The 21,161-nt window shown below is 71.7% G+C and carries 19 protein-coding genes; 10 read left to right on the top strand and 9 right to left on the bottom strand.

Features of this window, described 5'->3' with window-relative positions:
* Window positions 1-118 precede the first annotated feature (118 nt).
* Window positions 119-1,012 (bottom strand): PaaI family thioesterase, encoded by an 894-nt coding sequence (locus tag BJY14_RS03030; protein WP_179842184.1) that lies wholly within the window; start codon window positions 1,010-1,012, stop codon window positions 119-121.
* A 152-nt stretch (window positions 1,013-1,164) separates the two neighbouring features.
* Here BJY14_RS03030 and BJY14_RS03035 point away from each other — a divergent pair, with 152 nt between their 5' ends.
* Window positions 1,165-1,899 carry a haloacid dehalogenase type II gene (locus BJY14_RS03035; RefSeq protein WP_218905032.1) on the top strand — a complete coding sequence of 245 codons (735 nt, stop codon included), beginning with the start codon at window positions 1,165-1,167 and terminating at the stop codon, window positions 1,897-1,899.
* Window positions 1,900-1,939: 40 nt separating this feature from the next.
* Here BJY14_RS03035 and BJY14_RS03040 read toward each other — a convergent pair whose 3' ends face one another.
* The gene (locus tag BJY14_RS03040) at window positions 1,940-3,550 is read right to left on the bottom strand and encodes a PucR family transcriptional regulator (protein ID WP_179842185.1); all 1,611 of its coding nucleotides are present in this window, start codon (window positions 3,548-3,550) and stop codon (window positions 1,940-1,942) included.
* Between the two features lie 224 nt (window positions 3,551-3,774).
* On the opposite strand from BJY14_RS03040, the gene BJY14_RS03045 reads away from it, so the two are divergent.
* On the top strand, window positions 3,775-5,085 hold the full coding sequence (locus tag BJY14_RS03045) for an MFS transporter (RefSeq protein ID WP_179842186.1): 1,311 nt from the start codon (window positions 3,775-3,777) through the stop codon (window positions 5,083-5,085).
* A 174-nt stretch (window positions 5,086-5,259) separates the two neighbouring features.
* On the opposite strand, the gene BJY14_RS03050 is transcribed toward BJY14_RS03045, so the two are convergent.
* A complete protein-coding gene (locus BJY14_RS03050; protein WP_179842187.1) occupies window positions 5,260-5,886 on the bottom strand; it encodes a helix-turn-helix domain-containing protein in 627 nt (208 codons plus the stop codon).
* Between the two features lie 105 nt (window positions 5,887-5,991).
* On the opposite strand from BJY14_RS03050, the gene BJY14_RS03055 reads away from it, so the two are divergent.
* Genes BJY14_RS03055 through BJY14_RS03090 form a run of 8 tightly spaced genes read left to right on the top strand, consistent with a single transcriptional unit; the run spans window position 5,992 to window position 14,903 of the window.
* Window positions 5,992-6,942 (top strand): branched-chain amino acid transaminase, encoded by a 951-nt coding sequence (locus tag BJY14_RS03055; RefSeq protein ID WP_179842188.1) that lies wholly within the window; start codon window positions 5,992-5,994, stop codon window positions 6,940-6,942.
* Between the two features lie 4 nt (window positions 6,943-6,946).
* Complete coding sequence (locus BJY14_RS03060; RefSeq protein ID WP_179842189.1) at window positions 6,947-7,642, top strand: aldolase/citrate lyase family protein; 696 nt, start codon at window positions 6,947-6,949, stop codon at window positions 7,640-7,642.
* Window positions 7,639-11,187: an indolepyruvate ferredoxin oxidoreductase family protein gene (locus BJY14_RS03065; protein ID WP_179842190.1), complete on the top strand. Its 3,549-nt coding sequence runs from the start codon at window positions 7,639-7,641 to the stop codon at window positions 11,185-11,187. Before BJY14_RS03060 ends, BJY14_RS03065 begins: the two co-directional genes overlap by 4 nt.
* Entirely contained in the window at window positions 11,174-11,980 is an 807-nt protein-coding gene (locus BJY14_RS03070) for an amino acid ABC transporter ATP-binding protein (protein ID WP_179842191.1), read from the top strand. Before BJY14_RS03065 ends, BJY14_RS03070 begins: the two co-directional genes overlap by 14 nt.
* Complete coding sequence (locus BJY14_RS03075) at window positions 11,977-12,624, top strand: amino acid ABC transporter permease (protein WP_179842192.1); 648 nt, start codon at window positions 11,977-11,979, stop codon at window positions 12,622-12,624. The genes BJY14_RS03070 and BJY14_RS03075 overlap by 4 nt, the downstream gene beginning before the upstream one ends.
* Entirely contained in the window at window positions 12,621-13,322 is a 702-nt protein-coding gene (locus BJY14_RS03080) for an amino acid ABC transporter permease (protein WP_179842193.1), read from the top strand. Before BJY14_RS03075 ends, BJY14_RS03080 begins: the two co-directional genes overlap by 4 nt.
* Complete coding sequence (locus tag BJY14_RS03085; protein ID WP_179842194.1) at window positions 13,319-14,167, top strand: substrate-binding periplasmic protein; 849 nt, start codon at window positions 13,319-13,321, stop codon at window positions 14,165-14,167. Before BJY14_RS03080 ends, BJY14_RS03085 begins: the two co-directional genes overlap by 4 nt.
* A 49-nt stretch (window positions 14,168-14,216) precedes the next feature.
* Window positions 14,217-14,903, top strand: coding sequence for a cysteine hydrolase family protein (locus BJY14_RS03090; protein ID WP_179842195.1), 687 nt, complete (start codon window positions 14,217-14,219; stop codon window positions 14,901-14,903).
* A gap of 59 nt (window positions 14,904-14,962) precedes the next feature.
* On the opposite strand, the gene BJY14_RS03095 is transcribed toward BJY14_RS03090, so the two are convergent.
* Genes BJY14_RS03095 through BJY14_RS03120 form a run of 6 tightly spaced genes read right to left on the bottom strand, consistent with a single transcriptional unit; the run spans window position 14,963 to window position 21,159 of the window.
* Window positions 14,963-15,346 carry an allophanate hydrolase-related protein gene (locus BJY14_RS03095; RefSeq protein WP_179842196.1) on the bottom strand — a complete coding sequence of 128 codons (384 nt, stop codon included), beginning with the start codon at window positions 15,344-15,346 and terminating at the stop codon, window positions 14,963-14,965.
* 54 nt (window positions 15,347-15,400) lie between these two features.
* On the bottom strand, window positions 15,401-16,360 hold the full coding sequence (locus BJY14_RS03100) for an ABC transporter permease (RefSeq protein ID WP_179842197.1): 960 nt from the start codon (window positions 16,358-16,360) through the stop codon (window positions 15,401-15,403).
* 7 nt (window positions 16,361-16,367) lie between these two features.
* Window positions 16,368-17,306, bottom strand: a complete 939-nt coding sequence (locus tag BJY14_RS03105) for an ABC transporter permease (RefSeq protein ID WP_179842198.1) — start codon at window positions 17,304-17,306, stop codon at window positions 16,368-16,370.
* Window positions 17,303-18,349, bottom strand: coding sequence for an ABC transporter ATP-binding protein (locus BJY14_RS03110; RefSeq protein WP_179842199.1), 1,047 nt, complete (start codon window positions 18,347-18,349; stop codon window positions 17,303-17,305). Before BJY14_RS03110 ends, BJY14_RS03105 begins: the two co-directional genes overlap by 4 nt.
* Window positions 18,342-19,385, bottom strand: a complete 1,044-nt coding sequence (locus BJY14_RS03115; protein ID WP_179842200.1) for an ABC transporter ATP-binding protein — start codon at window positions 19,383-19,385, stop codon at window positions 18,342-18,344. The genes BJY14_RS03110 and BJY14_RS03115 overlap by 8 nt, the downstream gene beginning before the upstream one ends.
* On the bottom strand, window positions 19,375-21,159 hold the full coding sequence (locus tag BJY14_RS03120) for an ABC transporter substrate-binding protein (protein ID WP_179842201.1): 1,785 nt from the start codon (window positions 21,157-21,159) through the stop codon (window positions 19,375-19,377). The genes BJY14_RS03115 and BJY14_RS03120 overlap by 11 nt, the downstream gene beginning before the upstream one ends.
* Window positions 21,160-21,161: the final 2 nt, after the last annotated feature.

The raw sequence follows: 21,161 nt of genomic DNA on the forward strand, positions 1-21,161 counted from the left end.
CGTTTTCGCCTCTCTGCAGAGGGAGGCGAGACCGACGCTAGGAGTTGGGAGACCGTCGGTCGTCGGCCGATCCACCGAACCTGCCGGAGTGCGGTTGGGAATTCCTACACCGCCCAGTTCAGGGCTTCCGTGCGGTCCTTCGGAACACGAAATCGGCGGACGCGACGGGCTGTCCGCGCTGGGACACCTCGGTGTGCACGAAAACCGTCCTACGCGTTTCGTGAACGGTGACGGGCCGTGCCAGCAGCGACGTCCAGGGATCCGCGGGGGTGAGGAACTGGATATGCCCCGACACCAGGTGGCCGTCGACCTCGGAAGAAGCGGCGGCGAACCAGAACAGCACGGCGCCCTGCACCTGGCCGGAGCGGTTCAGCATGGCCGCGTTCGGGTGCAGGAACCGTCCGTCCGGGCCGTCTTGGCAGGCCTTCGCCAGTAGCGCGTCAGCCCATGGCCGCCCGTGCTCCGCGTCCAGTGTTGGCATGGCGGTCAGCACCGCCTGCTCTGCGTCGGTCAAGAGCTCGGCCGTCGAATGCGCCGGTGGGGTCACAGCCTCTGGCACCTCCCAGGGCAGCGGGTCGAGCCGCGCCGCCGAGCCGGGGACGGCGAAAGTGGCCAGGCAGCGTCCCACCACCGTCTCGCCGGACAGGACGGTGCCGTGCGTCCGCCCCAGGCCGCCGCGCGGCGGCTCGCTGCGCGCACGCACCGAGGTCCACGGCCGAGGCGGATCCGGATCGAGCTCCAGCGTCAGCGTGAGCGTCGGCAGCGCCCGCCGGGCACCGACCTGGGAGCGCAGCGCGGCGCCGAGGGCCAGATCGGCCAGCATGGCGACGCCCACCAGCCCGGCATCGGACGGGCCGGGACAGCCGATCCGCAACTCGACCACGGACGCGTCGCCGGTCGCGACGGCCTGGACCCGCGCCATCGTGGCCAGCCAAGGAACACCGCTCGCACGGGCGAGCGCCAGCGCCCCCAAAGCCCGGTCCCGCATTTCTGGATGCTCGTTCTCCGGCATTAGGCCAGCGTGATCTCTTCGCGGGTGTCACGGCGACGTGAGTTCCCCCAAAACCGCACGACCGACGTTGCACGATCGCCCGATGCCGGCGCCCGCGGCACGGCCCTAGCGTCGTCGATGCCCACCGATCCGACTCTGGAGGAGCAAAGGCCTTGACGAACAACGAAGACGCCATCCGCGGGATCAAAGCCCTCATGTTCGACTTCTACGGGACCGTCGTCGACATGCAGGCCGGCCTCACCGAAGCCATCACCCCGTACCTGGCGCAGAAGAACTACACGGCGAATCCCGCCTCCCGCGTCGTCACCTGGTGGCGGCGAACCCACTTCGAGAACTCGATGATCGACGCCCTGCTCCACCGCGAGCACACCCCTTACCGGGAGATCGGGCGGCAGGCCGTCCACTACACGCTCGACCGCGCGGGCATCGAGCACACCGACGAGGAAGTGGTCGGCCTCGTGGCGCAGATCGAACGCCTCAAGCCGTTCTCCGACGTCGTGGACGCCCTCGCACTGGTCAAGGCCGGCGGAACGAAACTGGTCATTCTCTCCAACGGGGACCCCGACATGCTGACCAGCGGCGTCCGGTACTCGGGCACCGAACACCTCTGGGACCGCGTCGTCTCCGTCGCCACGGCGAACTCCTTCAAACCGCACCGCGACACCTACAGGACGGCGGCCGACCTGATCCGGCTGGCGCCGGAGGAGGTCCTGTTCGTCGCCAACCACGCGTTCGACTGCGTGGGAGCCAAGGCGGCCGGCATGAGGACGGCCTTCGTCGACCGCCGCCAGCGGCCCTTCGGGAACACGCTCTACGAGCCCGACCTGATCGTCGACGACTTCGCGCACCTGGCCAAGACCGTCACCTCCGCCCTCGGCCGCGCGTAGGGCGAGGCCGCCGGGGTCCGCTCCGGACCCCGGCGGACGGTCATTCCGGCTGAGCCTCAGCGCCGTGGACCCGCTCTCGAACGCGAAGGACGCGGAGCTGCACCGCGACCGCCAGCCGCTGCACGGGATCGGCCAGGTCCAGCCCCGAGATCTCGCCGAGCCGCTGGAGCCGGTGGCGCAGCGTGTTCGAATGCAGCACCAGTCGTTCGGAGGCCTTCGAGACGGACCCGAACTCGTCCAGGTAGACCCGCAGGGTCGTCAGGTAGTCGGTGTGCTGCTGCGCATCGTGCTCGATGAGCCGGCGCAGGGGCGCGCACGGTTCGAACCCCGCGCCGCCGACGGCGTTCTCCACCGGTAGCAGTGCCAGGTCGGGCCACAGGTCCTCGGCGGTGACCACCGCGTGCGGAACGTCGCTCCGGCGGGCCACCTGCAGGAGGTCGTCCACCATCTGCCGGGAGGCGGGCAGGCCGGCCAGGCCCGGCCCCCAGGTGCCGATCGCCGCGCGCATGACGGCGCCCATGCGTTCGAGCTGGCTCAACGCCGGCTTCACCCGTGCCGCCAGCCGCGCCCGGCCGTTCTCGTCCGGTGTCGGTACGAGCGCGTAGTAGACGCCCTCACAGAGCACGACCACGGTGGCCGGATCGATGCTGCTCATCTGCAACGACAGGAGATGCAGGATCCGTTCGCCCAGCAGGCCCGAGGACCCGCCGGAGGGCTCTTCGCCGGCGAACCCGACGACGACGAACCCCGTGCGGTCGCCCAGCCCGAGTTCGGCGACGGCGTTCGCGCCCGGCCCGAGATCCCCGTACATCAGCCCCCGCGCCATCCGGGTCCGCGCCGCCCGGTCGGTGTCCTCCACCAGCCGGTGCCTCAGCATGAACGGCACGGCCAGCTCGGCGGCGCGGGACAGCGCGGCCTCCGCCTCCGCGCCCAGCCGCTGCCGGCCCTCGGCGACCGAGATCTCGCCCAGCGCCTCCCCCTCGAACCAGATCGCGATCCGCAACCGGGTGCGCAGGCCCGGGTAGCCGTCCAGCCGGACCACGGAGCCGGGATTGCGGAACGTCTCGTAGGCGCTGCGGTCGGCGGTGAAACGCTCGATCCACTGCTCAGGCGTCTGACGGCCGAGGATGGTGTCGCGCCGCACGCTGTCGATCTCGAAATCCTGCACCGAGTAGGCGATGACCCGATGGGCCCTGTCGTAGAGCACCACCGATCCGCCCACCATCACCGCGATGGCGTCGGCCAGCCCGTGCACGCTGCTGGGCGCGAGCCGCTCGCTGCGCGCCTCCGGATCTGCGGTCGTGGCCGAGATCAGCGTCCGCAGCAGCGTCACCAGCCGCGCCCAACCCAACCCCGGCTGCGCGCGCAGCACCGACGTCCCGAACTCGCGGGCCGTCTCCACCGGGCCCTCGTCCGCGGAGTCCCGGAACACGACGGCCGCCGCGCCCGCCGCGCCCGCCTCGGCGGCGAGTTCGCGGGCCCCGGCGGACGACGCCTCGACGCCGACCGCGAGCACCACCTGGCCGCGCTCGACGGCCTGCGGCGGATCATGGACGACCACGTCGTCGACCACGGCGATGCCGTCCCGCACCACGGACTCGGCGCGCAACTGGTCCGGCCTCAGCGCGGCCAGCAGATCACTGAGCCTCATCGTCCTCCCCCGGACCGCCGCCGCGGTGGACCCCCCGTCCGACCTGGACGGTGACACCCACGGTAACCGTGCTCGAACCGGTGAGCCTTGTCAGGATGTCCAACGCCGCCCCCGCGACATCGTGCGAACTCCCGAGGCGTGACCGGCGTCACCCTTCCTAGCGTGAGGCCCACGATCCGGCGGTCCGGACGACGCCGGCCACCCCACGCACGCAGGGACGAGTCATGACCTTGAGCAAGGACGAGAGCACCCGAAGATCACCGGCGCAGGGACGCTGGTACCGCGACGTCACCAGCGCCAACCGGCGCTCGCTCGTCGCGGCCTTCCTCGGATGGGGCTTCGACGGGTACGAGACCTACGCGCTCGTCGTCGTGCTCGTCCCGATGATGAACGACCTGCTGTCGCCCGGGCAGCAGGCCGACCTCCCGTTCTGGGGCGGGGTCGCGGTCGGGGTGACGCTGCTCGGCTGGGCGATCGGCGGCGTCATCGGCGGCGTCGTCGCCGACTACATCGGACGCAAACGCGTCATGCTGTTCTCCGTCGCCGCCTACGCCGTGTTCGCGGGCCTCACCGCACTGGCGGGCAACCTGGAGATGCTCCTCGCGCTGCGCTTCCTGACCGGGCTCTCGCTCGGCAGCGAATGGGGCACCGGAACCGCGCTCATCGCCGAGACCTGGCCCGTCCGGGCGCGCGCCAAGGCCGCGGGCATCATGCAGGCGGGATTCGGCTTCGGCGCCCTGCTCGCCTCGGGGGTCTGGCTCGTTCTCAGCGAAGCCGGCCCCGGCGCCTGGCGCATCGTCTTCCTCATCGGGCTGGCGCCGGCGCTGTTCACCCTCTACATCCGGCGGCACGTCACCGAGTCCTCGTCCTGGCGTCATGCCAAGGACACCGCGACGGCCCGGCGCAGGAAAGAACTCACCCTTGTCCAGGTCTTCAAGGAGCCGGAGTCCCGGCGCCGGGTCCTGCTGACGCTGGTGCTGTCCCTGTTCTCCATCGGCGCCTACTACACCGTGTCCACGTCCCTGCCGTTGTTCGTCAAGGAACTGGCCGCCGACCAGGGCCGGACGGACCTCAACCACCTGACCAGCCTCGCAGGCATGACCTACAACGTGGGATCGATCCTCGGCTACGTCGCCGGCGGCTTCCTCGCCGACCGCATCGGCCGCAGGCCGTACATCGCGCTCTACCTCGTCTGCGCCGTGGCGACCACCGCGCTGCTCTACCTGACCACCACGTCACTGCCGCTGATCATCCTGATGGCCGCCCTCAACGGCTTCTTCACCCTCGGCATGTTCGCCGCCTTCGCCATCTACCTGCCCGAGCTGTTCGGCGCCTCCGTGCGCGCGACCGCGATCAGCTTCGTCTTCAACTCCACCCGGATCGTCGCCGCCGCCGGGCCCATCGTCTTCGGCGAACTCGTCCTGGCCCTGGGAGGCGCCGCCCATGCGGCCGTCATCCTCGGCTCCCTCTACATCGTCGGGCTCCTGGTCCTGCCGTTCCTTCCCGAGACCACCGGGACGTCCACCGAGCGTTAGCCGGTCACCTCACCGGAACGGGGGTGACCGCCAGGCGATGGCTGGTGCGCGGTGACGAGTGATCGTTCACGTCACCGCACGCCAGCCGACCTGGTCCAGCCTCCGCACCGAGCCGATGCCTTTACATTGTAGATCAGTGGCCTGCGCTTTCGAGTTACTGGTATTTCACTGTCGCTACGGCTTGTGCCCCAGCAGTTCACGGGTCGCCCACAAAGACCGGGTGTAGCTGAGTGCCGACAGGAACGTCGCTCCGTCGGGGCCGGCCTCGTAGCTGTGGGGCACCCAGCCCTGGAAGCAGAAGTAGTCTCCGGGTTCGAGGCGTTCGACCGCCCCTTCCGGCCCTGTCGTGAGCGTGCCTCGCGCGAGCCAGATGTGCTCGTAGACGCCTGGCGCATGGGGGCTGCTGGCATTCCGCGACCCGGCGGGCAATTCTGCTTCATAAAACTCGACCGGGCCGTTCGGTGCGAACTGGTGCAGCAGCCGGGACTTGCTGATACTTCCCCCCGGAGGGGCCGGGTCCGAATGGCGCAACAAGCGAATCATGGGGTCCGTCGCGTCCCTGAGCAGGTCCGTGACATCACAGCCCAGGACTTTGGACAGGGCCAGGAGCGTGCTGACCGTGGGGTTGCCCGTTCCCGCCTCGACGACGGACAGCGTGCCCGCGGACAGTCCCGCCAGCTTCGCGAGCTCTCCCTGGGACAACCCGGCACGTTCGCGGCGTGCCCGCACGGACACCGCCAGCACCGACCCGAACGGGACCTCCTCGGGGCTCTGCCTCGAGCCTTGAACCGGCGTCGCCATGGAGCCAGTATGCCCGGCCCGCACTGGCGCCAGCACCCGGACGGGCTCGTGTGTCCCAGGTCCGGAGGGTTGACGCTTCAGTAGATTGAGATTAGCTTCAGTCAAATGAAGCCTCGCCATGTTCTCTTCCGCGGACGGCTCGTTCCCTACGAAGACGCCCGCCTCCACGTCCTGACGACGACGCTGAAGTACGGCGTCGGGGTGTTCGAGGGGCTTCGGGCCTACTGGAAGGAAGACGAGCGCGAGCTTTACATCTTCCGCCCGCACGACCACTTCCGCCGGCTGCACGACTCCCTGCGGGTCACGGGCATGGACGTCCCCGACGGCATCGACGACCTCACCGAGCGGCTCACGGAACTGATCAAGGCGAACGACCTCCGCCAGAACCTCCACATCCGCGTCCAGGCCTTCGTCGACAACGACGACGGGACACCGGACGCCACCGGGCCGGTCGTCGTCAGCATGGCCACGATCCCCATGGAGAACTACTTCGGCCGCGCGGCCCTGGACGTCTGCGTCAGCTCGTGGGCCCGCATCTCCGAGAGGTCGATGCCCCCGCGGGTCAAGGCGATCGCGAACTACCAGAACTCCCGGCTCGCGATGCTGGAGGCCCGCGCCGACGGATACACGGGCGCGATCCTGCTGACGCACGAGGGCAGCGTCTCCGAAGGGCCGGGATACAACGTCTTCGTGGTGCGCGACGGGCGGATCGCCACGCCGCGGGTCACCGACGCGATCCTCCAGGGCGTCACCCGGGACACCGTCCTGCAACTGGCGTCCCGGCACCTGGGCGTCGAGGTCGAGGAACGCCGGATCGACCGGACGGAGCTGTACCTCGCGGACGAGGTGTTCGTGTGCGGGAGCGCCGCGGAGGTCACGGCCGTCGCGTCCATCGACCGCAGGCCGGTCGGCGGTGGCGGGGCCGGCGAGACCACCACCGCCCTCCAGTGGCTCTACGACGCGGCGACGCGCGGCACCCTCGATCGCGAGCAAGGCTGGGTCGAGCCGGTGTACCACCCGGAGACCAGCGACGCCGGCTCGGGTTCCCGGGTGTAGTGCCATGGCGACGACCGAGTACGGCATAGGGCTGGTGACCACGGACACCGGTCCGCTGCTGCTGAACCATGTGCGGCTGGCCGGGCTTCCCTTCCTCGTCCTCGACGCCGAGCACACCGGGCTCACTCCGGCCCGGTGCGCGGAGGCCGTGCGCGCCCTGTCGATGAGCGACACCCGCGTGTGCGTCCGCGTTCCTGACGGGTCCCCCGCGACGCTGGCCGAGTTCGTGAACACGGGCGCGGCCGAGATCGTCCTTCCCCGCGTGCTCTGCATGGCCGACATCGAGGAGGCGGCCGCCGCGCTGCGCTACGCACCGGAAGGACTCCGGTCCCGGGCCCCCTCGGCGGCGAACGGCTACGGGGAGAGCTGGGAGGTTCCCGCGCTGAGCGTCATCATCGAGACGGTCGACGCGGTCGACGCGGCGGCGAAGATCGCGGCATCCGACCTGATCTGCCGGGCCTGGCTCGGGCTGGCCGACCTGCGCGGCGACCTGGCACGGCAGCGGCCGGACGAACCACTCGACGAGATCGTCGACGAACTGCTCCGGACCTTCGCCGACCGCGATCTCGTGGTCCCCGTCGCCCGGCCGGAGGCGGCCGCGGAGATGTACCGGCGCGGTGCCCGGTCCTGCTATCTGTACTGGGACAAGTACCTTCACCGCGTTCTCGGCGAGTTCCGCGCTCCGGCGGTGCGGGGATGACCGGGCCGGCGGGGCGCCAGACCCGCTTGGACGACCGCTACGAGCTGCTCGACGGAGAGGTCTACCTCTCCGGGCTGCAGGCCCTGGTGCGGCTGCCGCTCGACCAGGTCCGCGCCGACCGGGCCGCCGGGCGGCGAACCGCGGTGCTCGTCTCCGGCTACGAGGGGTCGCCGCTGGCCGGATACGACCTCGAACTGGCGCGGCAGCGGCGGCTCCTGGACGAGCACGAGGTGGTGTTCCGCCCCGGCCTCAACGAGGAGCTGGCCGCCAACGCCGTCCAGGGGTCCCAGCTCGCCGAGAGCGTCGGCGAGCTGACCCATGACGGCGTCGTCGGCATCTGGTACGGCAAGGCTCCGGGCCTGGACCGGGCGACGGACGCGCTGCGCCACGCGAACCTCGGCGGATCGTCCGCCGGCGGGGGCGCGCTCGTGCTGGTCGGGGACGACGCGACGGCCAAGTCGTCGACGATCCCGAGCAGCTCGGAGGCGGCCATGGCGGAGATCGGCATGACCGTCCTCGCCCCCGCCGACCCGCAGGACATCCTGGACCTCGGCCGCCACGGCATTGCGTTGTCCCGGTTCTGCGGGCTGTGGACCGGTATGAAGCTCGCCACCGAGGTGGTGGACGGATCAGCGGTCGCGGTCGTCGGCCCCGAGCGGGTGCGGCCGGTGCTGCCCGACCGCACGCTCGACGGCGTCCCCTTCGAGCACCGCGTCACGGCACGCTTCCTCCAGCCGGCGCTCGGTGAGCTCGAACGCAGCCTCCTGACCAGCCGCGTCGAGCTGGCGCGGCGCTACGCTCGCGCCAACGGGCTCAACACGGTGGCGGGCGACCCTAGCGCCAGGGTGGGCATCGTCGCCGCCGGCGCCACCTACCGCGACCTCCGCCAGGCGCTCACCATGGTGGGCATCGGCGAGGAGGAGCTCGCCTCCTCCGGCGTCCGGCTGCTGAAGCTCGGCATGGTGGCTCCGCTCGAACCGCGGATCGTCGCCGAGTTCGCCGCCGGACTCGACGAGATCCTCGTCGTCGAGGACAAGCGGCCGTTCCTGGAGACGGCGCTCAAGGACGAGCTGTACGGGCGGCCCGGCGCCCCCCTGATCAGCGGGAAACGCGCCCCGGACGGGTCGGCGCTGCTCCCCCGCGACGGCGTCCTGACACCCGGCGTCATCGCGACCGCGGTGGCGCGGCGGGCGACCGCCCACCTCGCGGCACCGGACCTGCGGCGGTGGCTTGAGGAACGGACCGAGCCTCGGTCCCCGTCGCGCGGCCGGAGCCCGAAGCCGCTGCCCCTGGTCTCCCGCGCTCCCTACTTCTGCTCCGGATGCCCGCACAACCGCTCGACGGTCACGCCGGAGGGGTCGCTGGTCGGTGCCGGGATCGGCTGTCACGCGCTCGCCGCGACCATGCCCGCCGCGCGGGTCGGCGAGATCGTCGGCCTGAGCCAGATGGGCGGCGAGGGCGCGGTGTGGATCGGGATGGCGCCGTTCGTCCGGCAGGGCCACCTGCTCCAGAACATCGGCGACGGAACGTTCCATCACTCCGGCAGCCTGGCGGTGCGCGCCGCCGTCGCGGCGGGCGTGAACATCACCTACAAGATCCTTCACAACGACGCGGTCGCGATGACCGGCGGGCAGCGGGCGGTCGGCGGCATGGCCGTGCCGGAGATGGCCGCCGCGCTGCTCGCCGAGGGCGTCGCCCGGATCGTCGTCACCACGGAGGACCCCGGGCGGTACGACGGGGTTCGACTGCCGGCCGGCGTGACGGTCCGGCACCGGGACCGCCTGGTCGAGACGCAGGACGAGCTCGCGGCGGTCCCCGGCGTGACCGTCATGATCCACGACCAGGAGTGCGCCACCGAACTGCGCCGCAAGCGCAAGCGGAAGCTCGCCGTCGAGCCCGCCAGGCGCGTGTTCATCAACGAGCGCGTGTGCGAGGGCTGCGGTGACTGCGGCGCGAAGTCGAACTGCCTGTCGGTCCAGCCGGTGGAGACCGTTTTCGGGCGCAAGACCCGCATCGACCAGACCTCCTGCAACAAGGACTTCTCCTGCCTCGACGGAGACTGCCCGTCGTTCATCAGCGTGCGGCCGGGAACGGCCGCCTCCCCTGGGGCCGCCGGTGAGCCGCTGGCCGGCGCCGCCCTGCCGGACCCGGAGGTGTCCGTCGGCGCCGCGGACTTCGGCATGCGGATCACCGGGATCGGCGGAACGGGCGTCGTCACCACCGCCCAGATCGTCGCGACCGCCGCGGTGCTGTCCGGTCTGTACGTGCAGAGCCTCGACCAGACCGGTCTCGCCCAGAAGGGCGGCGCGGTCGTCTCGGACATCCTGCTGTCGCGCACTCCGCGTGCCGGCGCCAACAAGCTCGGCCCCGGTTCGTGCGACCTCTACATGGGGTGCGATCTTCTGGTGGCCGCGCAGGACGTCTACCTCACCGTGGCGTCGCCGGACCGGACGGTCGCGGTCGTGTCCACCGCGCGCGTGCCGACCGGATCGATGGTCGTCGACCCGGACGCGGTGTTCCCGCCCGACACCTCGACCCGCGGCCGCATCGACGCGAGCACCCGCGGCGAGCGGAACCGGTATGCCGACGCACGGGAGCTGGCGGCCACGCTGCTCGGCAGCGACCAGTACGCCAACCTTCTGCTGCTCGGCATGGCCGTCCAGGCGGGCGCCCTGCCGATCGAGGCGCGGCGCATCGAGGAGGCGATCGGCCTCAACGGGGTCTCCGTGGACCGCAATGTCCAGGCGTTCCGCCGCGGCCGGCAGGTGGTCGCCGACCCGGACGCGATCGGCGCCCTGCTGGAGGCCGGGCAGGACGAGCCTCCCCCGCCCGCTCCGTCCGCCGACGCCGAGCGGATCGCCGGGCTCGTCGCCTCCGGGGCCGACGGGGAACTCGCCGAACTCGTGCTGCGGGGTGTCGGGGAGCTCATCGCCTACCAGTCGACCGCCTACGCCGAACGCTTCGCCCGGTTCGTGGAACGCGTCCGGGAGGCCGAGTCGGCCGCGCTCCGCGAACCGGGCGAGATCAGCCGGCAGGTCGCGCGGTACCTGTTCAAGCTGATGGCCTACAAGGACGAGTACGAGGTGGCGCGGCTGTCGCTCGACCCGGCGCTGCGCGCCCGGCTTCGCCGCCAGTTCGGCGCGGACGTGCGGTACGAGTTCCTGCTGCACCCGCCCGTCCTGCGTGCGATGGGCCTGTCCCGGAAGATCCGGCTCGGCCCCTGGTCGCGGCCGGCGTTCCGGATGCTGCACGGGATGCGCGGCCTGCGGGGCACCCGGCTCGATCCGTTCCGGTTCGGCGAGGTGCGCGCCACGGAGCGGGCGCTCATCGGCGAGTACACCGAGGCGATCGGCGCCGCCGTCGCGGCGCTGTCCGACGACAACGCGGAGATCGTCGCGGAGATGGCGGGCCTGCCCGACCTGGTGCGCGGCTACGAGGGGCTCAAGCTCAAGGGCGCGGCGAGGATGCGGGCCCGGATGGCGGCGTTGTCCACCGTCCTCGCGGCGGCCGACGAACCTGTGGAGGACCCCGATGAACGGTCATGACCGCACGAGACCCGGCGGCGCCACCGCGGCTCCGGCGGAAACCGTCGATCCGCCGCTGGTGCTGGACGGCATATGCACCGCCTACCAGGGGCGGGAGGTCGTCCACGACGTCTCGCTGCGCGTGCGCACGGGCGAGGTCGTCGCGCTGATCGGGCCGAGCGGCGCCGGCAAGAGCAGCCTGCTGCGTTCGATCAACTTCCTCGAGCCCCCGAGCCGCGGACGGGTCGTCTGGCGGGGCACGGAGGTCCGGCCCGACCGCGGCCGGCGCGCGCTGGAGGCGCTGCGCCGGGAGATCGGCATGGTCTTCCAGTCGTTCAACCTGTTCCCGCACCTCACGGCGCTGCAGAACGTCGCCCTCGCGCCCGTGCACGCCCTCGGCGTTCCCAAGGCGGAGGCCACGCGGCGGGCGCTGCAGGAGCTCGCGCACGTCGGCTTGGAAGAGTACGCGCAGGTCAAACCGGGCCGGTGCTCGGGCGGCCAGCAGCAGCGCATCGCGATCGCGCGGGCGCTCGCCCTCGGGCCCCGGCTGATGCTCTTCGACGAGCCGACCTCGGCGCTGGACCCCGAACTCGCCGCCGAGGTGCTGGCCACGATGCGCCGCCTGGCGGACGAGGGAATGACGATGATCGTGGTCACGCACGAGATGCGGTTCGCGGAGGAGGTCGCCGACCGGATCCTGTTCATGGCCGACGGGCGGATCGTGGAGGAGGGGGCGCCGGACGCGCTCATGCGCGCGCCCCGCGAGGAGCGGACGCGCAGGTTCCTCTCCGCCGTCCGGGGCCGGCAGCCATGATCCACGCACTGGAGGTCATGGCCGCCGGAATCCGCCAGACCGTGATGATCACGGTCACCGCCTTCCTGCTGGGCGCGGTCGCCGGGCTGCCGCTCGCGATGCTGCGCCGGTCGGCGTGGGCCGTGTCGCGGGTCTGCGCCACGGTGGTCGTGGAGGTGCTCCGCGGCGTGCCGCCGATCGCCTGGCTGTTCATCGTCTACTACGCGATCGGCAGCGGATCGGTCGCGCTCTCCACGTTCCAGGCCGCGGTGCTCGGGCTGGGGCTGATCGCGGCCGCGCACCTCTGCGAGGCCTACCGGGCCGGGCTCGACTCCGTGCCCGGCGGGCAGTGGCAGGCCGTCGCCGCTCTGGGGCTGCCCCCGCGGGCCGCCTACACCCGGGTGATCCTCCCGCAGGCACTGGTCGTCGTCGTTCCGCCGATGGCCACGTTCGCCATCGCGCTGCTCAAGGAGAGCGCCGTGGCGTCGGTGATCGGCGCGACGGACGTCGCCTTCTTCGCCGTCCAGCAGACCCAGCAGGATCTCAACGGGCTCGGCAACTTCGCCGTCGCCGGCGCGATCTATCTCGCGCTGAGCGTTCCGCTCGCGGCCGTCGCGCGGGGCGTGGACGGCGTGCTGACCCGGCGGATGGGACTGGTCCGATGACGGCCGCGGAGTGGGGCGCCTACCTGCCGGACTTCCTGGCGGGCCTGGGCGTGTCCCTCAGACTGACCGCCGCCGCGCTCGGCGTCGGGCTGCCCGTCGGCGCCCTGCTCGGGCTGGCGACCACGGCGCGCCGGGCGCCGCTCCGATGGACGTGCGTCGCGATCGTCGAGATCGGCCGCGGCGCACCCGGGCTGATCGTGCTCTACCTAGTCTACTACGGACTCCCGCAGCTCGACCTGACCTGGAGCAGCTTCGCCTCGGCCACCCTCGCCCTCGGGCTGAGCACCGCCGCGTACTCCGCGGAGGTCTTCCGGGCCGGGATCAACGCGGTCCCTGCCGGGCAGCGGGAGGCGAGCCGCGCGCTGGGGCTGAGCCGCGGGGCGGAACTGCGGTTCGTCGTCCTTCCGCAGGCCGTCAGGACGATCGTGCCGCCGCTGGCCGGCGTGGCGATCCTGCTCTTCCAGGGCACCTCGCTCGCGTTCGCGATCGCCGTGCCCGAACTGCTCAGCCGCGCGTACAACGCGGCCACGATCACCTACCAGTTCACCGCGACGCTCACGGTCGCCGGCGCGATGTACGCGGCGGTCTCCCTGCTCGCCGTCGCCCTGCTCCGGCTGCCCCGTCCGGGCCGCCGGACCCGGCGGTCCTTCGCCGCGGCCGGGACCGCTCCCCATCCGACCGACGGGAGATCCTCATGACCCCGATGTCCAAGTCCCTCGCGGCGGCCGCCGGGCTGCTGCTCGCCGTGTCCGTGTCCGGGTGCGCCGGAGCCGGAGCCGATGGCGCCGGCTCGGTGCCGGCGAACTGCGAACCGGCGCACGGCGGCGTGCAGACGTTGTCGGGCAAGACCCTGTCCGTGTCGGTCTACGTCTCGCCCCCGGCCACGCTCAGCGAGAACAACACCTTCAGCGGGATCGAACCGGAGATCGTCACCGAGCTCGCGAAGGCCGAATGCCTCGCCGTGCGGATGCGGCCGGTCGCGGGCGCGGCCCTGATCGCGGGCCTGCAGGCCGGCCGGGCCGACGTCGGCATCGGCGCGATCTACCACACACCCGAGCGCGCCGAGACGCTGAAACTCAGCACTCCCCTCTACCAGGACGGGATGGCGCTGCTGTCCCCGTCCACCCTGGACGGCGACATCGGTGCCCTGCGCGGCAAGAGCGTCGGTGTCGTCCAGGGCACGTCCTGGATCGCCGACCTGCGCAAGGTGCTCGGCCCGGACGCGGTGCACGTCTACCAGGCGACGGACGGCATGATCACCGACCTGCGCAACGGCCGGGTCGACGCCGCGGTCCTGAACAGCAGCGAGGCCGGCCACCGCGCGAAGCAGTCGCCCGGGCTGAAGGTCGCCCAGGTCAAGCCGGACCCCGGGGTCGCGGCCTCCCGGACCCGCAGCGACGTCGTGCTGGCCATCCGGCGGGACGCCACCGGACTGGCCAAGGCCTTCGACGACGACATCCGAGGTCTGCTCGCCAAGGGGACCATCGGCTCGATCCTCACCAAGTACGGCATCGACCCCCGACTGGCCGGCGGCGCGGGCTGACCGCTCCCGCCCCGGCCCCCACCATGACAGCACCAAGACTGGAGGAACGTTGATCGAGATCCACGGGCGGCGCGTGCCGACGACCCTGGAGGAGATCGTCGACCCGGCCGTGACCTGCCTCGTCGTCATCGACATGCAGAACGACCTGTGCAGCCCGCGCGGGGTGTTCGCACGGAACGGATCCGACGTCGGCGCCTACGAGAAGATCACGCCCGCGCTCGCCGCCCTCATCGCCTCGGCGCGCGCGGCCGGGACCCTGGTGGTCTTCGTCAAGATCACCACACGGCCCGACCACGCGATGCAGTCGCCCGCGCAGCTGTACTTCGAGTGGCGCATCCAGTCCGGATACCCCGGCTGGGAAGGGCCGGGCTTCCAGTACTGCGTGGAGGGCACGTGGGGCAACGAGGTCCTGCCCGAGCTCGACTGCAGGCCGGAGGACCTGGTCGTGGAGAAGTACCGCTCCAGCGCGTTCGCCGGCACCGCGCTGGACCTGCTGCTGCGCAGCAACGGCATCACCACGGTGGTCGCCACCGGATGCACGACCGAGGGCTGCCTCGACTCCACCGTCCGCGACGCCGGGTTCCTGGACTACTTCACGGTCGTCCCGCGCGACTGCGTCGCCAGTGACCGCGCCGACCTGCACGCCGCGGCGATGACCATCCTCGAGGCCTACCGCGCGGACGTCGTCGACAGCGCCGACCTGCGCGCGGTCTGGGACGGCCGGTCCCCCGCCTGACATGCGAGAGCCGGGCGGGCCCACCGGCCCGCCCGGCCACGACGCGCGAGCCTCGGTCGCTACCGCCGACCGAGGCTCCGTTCGTAGGAGCGCCAGCCGCCCCAGCCGGAGATGTCGCGGTAGCGTCCGGTCTCCCCCCGCGTCGAGCGGAGCACGACGCCCAGCGCCGCCCCCGCATCGGCCAGCGCTATGACGCCGAGCTCGAACTCCGGGGGCTCCGCGGGCATGAACCGCTCCCCGATCACCTCCAGCGGGACGTCGTAGAGTTCCCCGCTGATCGTCACACCGTCGTCCGCCGGGTGGAGCCCGGCGAACTCGTCGCGCACCGAGTAGAAGCGGTACCGCGGAGCGGTCCGCGCCTCACCCAGGAACGGGTAGGGGGCGATGTTGCCGTGGAGCACGCCGCCGCGCATGGCGGCGCAGTTGACGAACAGTGCGGTCATGCCAGAAGAACCTCCTGTGAGAAGGCGGGGCCGGGGCGGCCCCGCCGCCGCGCGTCACCCCAGCCGCACCCGAGGGTCGATCAGGACGTAGCCGAGGTCGACGACGATGTTCGCGACCACGACGGCGGCCGAGGCGACCAGCACGATGCCGATGATCACCGGGAGGTTCTGCTGGTTGATCGCGTCGACCGCCGTCTTGCCGAGGCCGGGCAGGCTGAACACGCTCTCGGTGATCACCACACCGCCGACGAGCTGGCCGAAGTCGATCCCGAACTGCGTCACCACCGGCGTCACGGCCGCGCGGAACCCGTGCCGCCACACCACCCTGGACTCCTTGACGCCCTTCGCCCTGGCCGTCCTGATGAAGTCCTCGCCGAGCGTGTCCAGCATCGAACCGCGGGTCAGCCGGGCGTACGTGGCCGCCAGCACCAGCGCCAGCGTGAGCCAGGGCAGGACCAGGTGATCGAGCCAGGGCACCACGCCCGCCGAGAGCGGAGCGTAGCCGCCCGCGGGGAACCAGCTCAGCCCCGCGAGCGAGAGCTTGAAGAACAGCAGGTAGAGCAGCGCCAGGCCGATGAGGAACGTCGGCATCGAGTGGAAGAACAGCGCCCCCGTGGTGAGCACCCGGTCGAGCGGCGACCGGGGCCGCACGCTGGACGCGACTCCGGCCGAGACGCCGATCAGCAGCCACAGGACGGCGGCCCCCACGGCCAGCGAGAGGGTGACCGGCAGCGCCTCCGCGATGATCGAGGTCACCTGGACGCCGTGGTAGTAGTCGAACCCGAGATCGCCGTGCAGCAGCTTGCCGAGGAAGGCGAGGTACTGCTCCGCCATCGGCCGGTCGAGTCCGAGCCGGGCGTTGATGAGCGCGAGCGTCTCCGGTGACGCCTGCGGGCCGGCCAGGGTCCGCGCGACGTTGTTGGGCGAGACGAAGAACAGCGCGAAGACCGCGGTGACGATCAGCCAGAGGACGAGGACGCCCAACGCCAGGCGCCGGAGGACGAATCGGATCATCGGCGGCTCAGCCCTTCCTGAGCCCCGCGCGCGGGTCGAACGCGTCGCGCACCCCGTCGCCGAGCAGGTTGAAAGCCACGGTCGTGACCAGCAGGGCCGCGCCGGGGAACACGATGTACCACCAGGCCGTGGTGTAGTGCTTCTGGCCGGCGCTGATCATGCCGCCCCAGTCCGCGGTGGGCGGCGGGAGGCCGAGACCGAGGTAGGACAGCGACGCCTGCGCCACGATCGCCACCGGCATCAGCAGGGTCGCGTACACGACGATCGGGGCGAGGACGTTCGGCAGGATCTCCACGAACATGATCCGGACGCTGCGCGCACCGAGCGATCTCGCCGCCTCGACGAACTCCCGCTCCCGCAGCGACAGCACCTGGCCGCGGACGATCCGCGCGATGGCCGCCCAGCTGAACGAGCCGATCACGGTGATCGACACTCCCAGGCCCGACCCGCTGACGGAGACCAGGGCGATGGCGACGAGGATGAAGGGAACGGACAGGACGACGTCGACGAACCGGGCGAGCAACGTGTCGGTGACGCCACCGAGAAAGCCCGCGGCGAGCCCGACGACCACTCCGATCGCGACCGCCAGCGCCGTGGCCGCCACCCCGACGAGCAGCGAGACCCGCGCCCCGTACGCGATCCGCACGAAGATGTCGCGCCCGAGGTCGTCGGTGCCGAACCAGAACCGGCCGCTCGGCCCGACGGGGAGTCCTTCGGGACTCAGCGCGTCCGGTGTCCGGTACTGCGTGTTCGGCGGATGCCCGGTGATGACCGCCGCGAGCGGCGCCAGCAGCGCCATCGCGATGACCAGCACGATCAGGCCCAGCGAGATCATGGCCGCGCGGTCCCTGCGCAGCCTGGCCCACCCGAGCGACCACGGGCTGCGTCCGACGATGGCCGGGGCGGCCGCCTCGGCTCCCCGGTCCACGTCCGTTCCGGCGCTCATCGGCCGCCTCCCGTGACCGTGGCCGGTGACACCGTCGCGTCGACGTCCAGGGGGTACCGGCACGCGACGCGGTGGCCGGGCGGGCCGGCGTCCTGCGGTCGCGGCTCGACCGTCGCGCAGTCCTCGCGCGCGGACGGGCACCGCGGATGGAACCGGCAGCCCGCGGGCGGGGACGCGGGCGACGGCAGGTCCCCGGTCAGGGTGACCCGCTCGCGCCGGTCGGCGACGTCCGGGTCGGCCATGGGAATGGCCGACACCAGGGCCCGCGTGTACGGATGGCGGCCGGCCGTGAAGCACGACTCGGCGGGCGCCGACTCCACGATCCGCCCCAGGTACATCACCGCCACCCGATCGCTGACATGGCGCACCACCGACAGGTCGTGGGAGATGAACAGGTAGGTGAGGCCGAACTCCTCCTGGAGATCGACGAGAAGGTTGAGGACCTGCGCCTGCACGGACACGTCCAGCGCGGAGACCGGTTCGTCGCAGACGATCAGCCGGGGGCGCAGCGCCAGCGCCCTGGCGATCCCGATGCGCTGCCGCTGCCCGCCGGAGAAGTCCGCGGGGAAGCGGTTGTAGTGCTCCGGGTTGAGGCCCACCCGGTCCATCAGGTCCTGGACCCTGCTCCGGCGCTGCCGGCGGGTGCCGATGCCGTGGACGGCGAACGGGTCACCGATGATCGCTCCGACCCGGCGCCGCGGGTTCAGCGAGCTGTACGGATCCTGGAAGATCACCTGGATGTCGCGCCGGAGCGCCCGGTTCCGGCGGAGGCCGAGCTGCGCGACGTCGCGCCCGTCGAACTCCACGCGGCCCCCGTCCAGCGCGTGGAGTCCCGCGATGCAGCGGGCGAGCGTGGACTTGCCGCAGCCGCTCTCCCCCACCAGCCCGACCGTCTCCCCTCGGTGGACGTCCAGGTCCACCCCGTCCACGGCGCGGAGCTCCCGGCCGCCGCCGCGTCCGCCCGCCCCGCCCGTCCCGAGGCGGAAGGTCTTGCGCACACCGGTGCAGCGCAGCAGCGGGCCATCGTCATGGGCATCAACCATCGTCGGCTCCGTTTCCGCCTTGGGGCTCTTCGCTCTCGTGCACCAGCCAGCACGCCGTGTGGTGCGACGCGTCGCCGTCCACGGGCAGCAGCGGCGGCACGGCCTGCCGGCAGCGGTCGGCGGCGGTCGGGCACCGCGGCGCGAACGAGCACCCCGCCGGGACCGCGAGGGGGCTCGGCGGGTTGCCTCTGATCGCCGGCAGCCGGCGGCTGCCTCTGCCGCGTTCCGGCAGAGAGTCCAGCAGCGCTTCGGTGTAGGGGTGCCGGTGCCCGCGGAACAGCGTGCGCCGCGGCGCACGCTCCACGACCCTCCCCGCGTACATCACGACGACGTCGTCGGCGACCTCGGCCACGACGCCGAGATCGTGGGTGATCATGATGATCCCGGTGCCCTGCTCCTCGCACAGGCGTCGCAGCACGTCCAGCACCTGCGCCTGCACGGTGGCGTCGAGCGCCGTCGTGGGCTCGTCGACGATCAGCAGGGCGGGGTCGCGGGCCATCGCCATGGCCAGCAGCACCCGCTGGCGCATCCCGCCGGAGAACATGTGCGGGTAGTCGCGGAGCCTGCCGCCGGCGGCCGGGACGCCGACCCGTGTCAGGAGTTCCACCGCCCGGCGGCGCGCGTCCTCGCGGGACACCGACCGGTCGTGCGCGCGGATCGCCTCGACGATCTGCGCGCCGACCCGGTGGTAGGGGTGGAGGCTCGAGATGTGGTCCTGGAAGACCATCCCGATCTGCGCGCCGCGGATCGCCCGCAGCTCCCGTTCCCGCGCGCCGAGCAGCTGCGTCCCCTTGAAGACGATCGAGCCGAGGGCCGTCGCACCCCGGGTGAGCCCGGTGACCGTCTGCGTCGCGACGCTCTTGCCGGAGCCCGACTCCCCGACGATCGCGAGCGTCCGCCCTTGCTCGGCAGTGAACGAGACACCGCGTACCGCCCGCACCGTGCCGTCATCGGTGTCGAAGGAGACGTGCAGATCCTCGACCGTCAGCAGGGACGCCCCGTCGGCCGCCGCCGGACCACGGCGTTCATCCGCCATGCCGGCCCTCCTCCAGCCAGACGTTCGCCGGGTCGAAGTTCGTGAGGGTCGGGAGGTAGACCGCGTTCTTCACGTGCGACGCGCGGTAGTTCGCGGTCTTGGGCTGGACGGTGGGATAGAACGCCGCGTCCCGCATGGCCTGCTGGTCGGCCTTGGCCCACAGCGCCGCCGCCTCGTCCCGGTCGACCGCGGTGGCCGCCCGCTCGATGAGCGCGTTCGTCTCCGCGCTGTCGTAGAGGCCGAAGTTGCTGCCGTCGGGCGGAAAGGAGGACCGGCCGTACAGCAGCGGTTTGAAGAACGCGAGCGCCGCGTCGCCGAACCAGCTGGCGTTCCAGCCGGCCAGGGACAGGTCCCACACACCGCGCCGCGCGACCTCCGGGACGAACAGGTACTTCGTTCCGAAGTCGGCGTTCGGTGCCGGGATCCCCTTCACCGTCACGCCCACCGCCGCCAGGTCCTGCTGGATCGTCTGGAACGCCTTCGAGTCGCCCTCGGACGCGTTGCGGTACAGCAGCTTGAGCGTCAGCCCGCCGCCGTGCCCGGCGGACGCGAGGAGCTGCCGCGCCCGGGCGGGATCGTGCGGATAGGGATCGAACTGCGTGGAACCGAGCACGTTGGACGGCAGGACGTGCGACAGCGGCCGGTTCAGGTTCGGCCCGCCGAGGACCTGCACGATGTGGTTCCGGTTGATCGCGTACGACAGCGCCTGGCGGACCTCCGGCCTGGCCATCGCCCCGCCGTTGCTCGGCGACGCGTGGTTGTAGATCACTCTCGTGTTGGTCGACGAGGTCTCGCCGAGGTTCAGGTTGGGGTCGCGCCGGGCGACGAGCGCGGGGACCTGCGAGGGCGGCACCCGGACGTCGAACTCCATGTCGGCCGCGGCGGTGCCGGCCTCCAGTTGCTGCTGCACCGATTCCTGGTTGACCGTCTCGTTGATGACGACGCGGTCGACGTACGCCTTGCGGATCGGGTCGCTCGACGGGTCCCAGGCCGGGTTGCGGACGTACTCGATGGACTTGCCGGGCGCATAGGACCGGACCTGGTACGGACCGTTCGACACGGTGTGCTGGGCGAGATCCGCACTGCCCGGAAGGTAGCGGTCGAGCTCCTTGGGGGCGGGAGCGAACGCCGGCATCGTCAGGACGCCGACGAAGTAGGTCGCGGGCGAGGTCAGCGAGAAGACCACCGTCCGGTCGTCCTTCGCCGTCAGACCGGCGACCGGCGTTTCCTCCAGGTACCGGGCGACCGCCTCCGGTTTCGGGCTGACCTTCGCGAAGCCCTCGCAGAACTTCGCGAAACCCTCGATCAGCTTCAGGAAGACGGGCGTGCCTCCGGAAGGCGCGGCCGGGTTGCACGTCCGTTTCACTCCGCGCACGACGTCCGCCGCCGTGACCGGCCGCGGCGGGCTGGTGTTCCACCGTCCGCCGTCCCGCAGGGTGATCGTGTAGGTGCGGCCGTCCTTGCTGACACCCCCGTTGCCGGCGGTCGGCACCTCGGTCGCCAGGTCGGGGACCGGCGTCGTCGCCTGGTCCTTGCGCGCCGGATAGCCGAACAGCCTGCGGCTCCACAGCCGCAGGTTCATTTCCGCGTTCGTGTAGTAGCTGATGTTGGGATCCATGTAGTCGACGTCGCCGGCGCCGAGGAGGTTGAGCGTTCCGCCCTTCACCGGCGGCCGCTCGTCCGCGCCGGTCGTGCCGGCCCCCTCGCACGCCGTCAGCGCCAGAGCGAACACGCAGCACACCGCCGCAGCCGATCGACTCTGCCTTGTGAACATGG

The sequence above is a fragment of the Actinomadura luteofluorescens genome (assembly GCF_013409365.1).
GTDB lineage: Bacteria > Actinomycetota > Actinomycetes > Streptosporangiales > Streptosporangiaceae > Spirillospora > Spirillospora luteofluorescens.

Excerpts from the sequence above, each read along its gene's own strand:
- BJY14_RS03095 (WP_179842196.1), bottom strand. The coding sequence starts at position 15,346 with ATGACCGCACTGTTCGTCAACTGCGCCGCCATGCGCGGCGGCGTGCTC.
- BJY14_RS03115 (WP_179842200.1), bottom strand. The coding sequence starts at position 19,385 with ATGGCGGATGAACGCCGTGGTCCGGCGGCGGCCGACGGGGCGTCCCTG.
- BJY14_RS03085 (WP_179842194.1), top strand. The coding sequence starts at position 13,319 with ATGACCCCGATGTCCAAGTCCCTCGCGGCGGCCGCCGGGCTGCTGCTC.
- BJY14_RS03100 (WP_179842197.1), bottom strand. The coding sequence starts at position 16,360 with ATGATCCGATTCGTCCTCCGGCGCCTGGCGTTGGGCGTCCTCGTCCTC.
- BJY14_RS03070 (WP_179842191.1), top strand. The coding sequence starts at position 11,174 with ATGAACGGTCATGACCGCACGAGACCCGGCGGCGCCACCGCGGCTCCG.
- BJY14_RS03120 (WP_179842201.1), bottom strand. The coding sequence starts at position 21,159 with ATGTTCACAAGGCAGAGTCGATCGGCTGCGGCGGTGTGCTGCGTGTTC.
- BJY14_RS03050 (WP_179842187.1), bottom strand. The coding sequence starts at position 5,886 with ATGGCGACGCCGGTTCAAGGCTCGAGGCAGAGCCCCGAGGAGGTCCCG.
- BJY14_RS03065 (WP_179842190.1), top strand. The coding sequence starts at position 7,639 with ATGACCGGGCCGGCGGGGCGCCAGACCCGCTTGGACGACCGCTACGAG.
- BJY14_RS03055 (WP_179842188.1), top strand. The coding sequence starts at position 5,992 with ATGAAGCCTCGCCATGTTCTCTTCCGCGGACGGCTCGTTCCCTACGAA.
- BJY14_RS03040 (WP_179842185.1), bottom strand. The coding sequence starts at position 3,550 with ATGAGGCTCAGTGATCTGCTGGCCGCGCTGAGGCCGGACCAGTTGCGC.
- BJY14_RS03045 (WP_179842186.1), top strand. The coding sequence starts at position 3,775 with ATGACCTTGAGCAAGGACGAGAGCACCCGAAGATCACCGGCGCAGGGA.
- BJY14_RS03110 (WP_179842199.1), bottom strand. The coding sequence starts at position 18,349 with ATGGTTGATGCCCATGACGATGGCCCGCTGCTGCGCTGCACCGGTGTG.
- BJY14_RS03105 (WP_179842198.1), bottom strand. The coding sequence starts at position 17,306 with ATGAGCGCCGGAACGGACGTGGACCGGGGAGCCGAGGCGGCCGCCCCG.
- BJY14_RS03030 (WP_179842184.1), bottom strand. The coding sequence starts at position 1,012 with ATGCCGGAGAACGAGCATCCAGAAATGCGGGACCGGGCTTTGGGGGCG.
- BJY14_RS03080 (WP_179842193.1), top strand. The coding sequence starts at position 12,621 with ATGACGGCCGCGGAGTGGGGCGCCTACCTGCCGGACTTCCTGGCGGGC.
- BJY14_RS03075 (WP_179842192.1), top strand. The coding sequence starts at position 11,977 with ATGATCCACGCACTGGAGGTCATGGCCGCCGGAATCCGCCAGACCGTG.
- BJY14_RS03060 (WP_179842189.1), top strand. The coding sequence starts at position 6,947 with ATGGCGACGACCGAGTACGGCATAGGGCTGGTGACCACGGACACCGGT.